This is a genomic window from Sutterella massiliensis (assembly GCF_016899755.1).
Lineage (GTDB): Bacteria > Pseudomonadota > Gammaproteobacteria > Burkholderiales > Burkholderiaceae_F > Sutterella > Sutterella massiliensis.
The window spans coordinates 1-1,647 of sequence record NZ_JACJJC010000062.1 but is presented as its reverse complement, the minus strand read 5'-3'; the positions used below and the strand labels follow the sequence as shown (position 1 = coordinate 1,647).

Genomic DNA, 1,647 nt, shown 5'->3' with positions numbered 1-1,647 from the left:
GTGCAAAGAGAAAGCGAGAGAAGCGAAGCGGCGGCCGCTTCGATCGAGGGTTTCATTTTATGTCTCGAAATCGCTCGAAGATCTTCGAACGAAGGTATGGAGACGCCGAGCTCGAAGAGATCCTCCTACGAAGGAACTGCTTCAAAGCCAACATCTGCGTATGGGGTTTCGCATGTGCCGATTGAACGTCGCCGGAGAGAGCAGGCCCTTGGGGGCGCAATTCAATCGGCCGGTGCGTCGGTATCAGCGATTGCGCCGCAAGGAGAGAGGCGGCGCAGATCGCTTGTTTCGAACCGCTCGACGAGCGGTCCGAACGGCGATGCTCGTTACTTCGCGTCGCCGAAGGCTTTCGCCAAGTCGATCGGCATCGCCTGATAGCCGAATGTGTTGAGGAGGTGAATCTTCACGGACGGCTCCTTGGCGCCCCATTCGAATTCGGTGACGTACGGCGAAGGAACTGCAATACCCTTGCTCACCGTCATGCCGGCGGTCGAGAAGTAGCCGACAATCGAATCCTTGTCGTCATGGTATTCGCAGAGACCGGTGACCGGACTGTAGATTTCGTTCTTGCCCGTGCCGTATTCCCAAACCTGCTGGATCGTCATGTTGGCTTCGTCAACCTTGTAGACCACGAGGCGAGTGTACTTTTCGCTCGGGAGCGCAGGCTGTTCCATGCCGCGGCCGTCGCCGTTGTCGAAGACCGTCAAATAAACTTCGCCCGCCTTGGACTTCGAGTCGATGCGCCATGCGGTGTGCTGCGTCCAGGTCCAGTCGAAGCCGCCTTCGCAGGTGTTGTAGTTCTCGTCGCACTTCAGCGGCTTCCCGTTCTTGTCGACCGGCGTAAGGAGCTTCGTCTTGAAGTCGCCCTTCCAGCCCTGATGCGAGCCGATGATCCACTTCACCTTCTTGTCGCGGCCGATCTTGAAGATCGCGGACTGATGGCGCGAGGAGATGATGATGGAGTCGTCGGTCGGATCGTAGTCGACGGAGTTTACGTGAGCCCAGTTGCGGCCGGCACCGGTACCGAGGATGTCGCCGAACTTGTCGGACTTGTCGAGCTCTGCGAGTTCGTCCGCAGACATCGTGACGCCAGCCTTGTTCACGTCGATGTTCAGGCACACAGCGCCCTGGTCGAGGGTCTTGATCACGTCGGAGCGATACGGATCGAGGATGTTGTTGAGGTTCCATTCATCAACCACCTGACCGTCGGGATCGACTTCGATGATGACGTCGCGGATCGTACGGACGCGCTTGCCGTCAGGACGCAGATAATCGGCATCCGAAACGCGGATCAGATAGTTGCCGTTCTGCATCGGATCAAGCGAATGGCTGAAATCGTCATAGCCTTCCGGCAGCAGGCGGTTGAAGACCTTGCGGCCCATCAGGTCGTACTTGACGTAGCGCTGGCCGTAGCCCCAGGTGAGCGCACCGTCTTTGTTTTGACGGAAGCCCATCATCGTGCCGCCCCATTCGATCGAATTGATGTCGAAGATGGTGTCGGCCTTGAGGTACCAGCGGAGGTCCCCATGCGTGTCGATTACGCCGATTTCGGGCGAGCCGCTCCACTGGAGCGCACCGCCAACCGGGTTATTCCACGTGGCACGTGCGCCGCGAGGATTGTTTTCGAGAATGTTGTTGAGGAGATAG

At 58.3% G+C, this 1,647-nt stretch carries 1 protein-coding gene; it reads right to left on the bottom strand.

Translation table 11 applies throughout. The features are described from left to right. Positions 1–326 precede the first annotated feature (326 nt). The coding region (locus tag H6A60_RS11190; protein WP_205104631.1) for an aryl-sulfate sulfotransferase at positions 327–1,647 on the bottom strand (1,321 nt) is incomplete at its 5' end.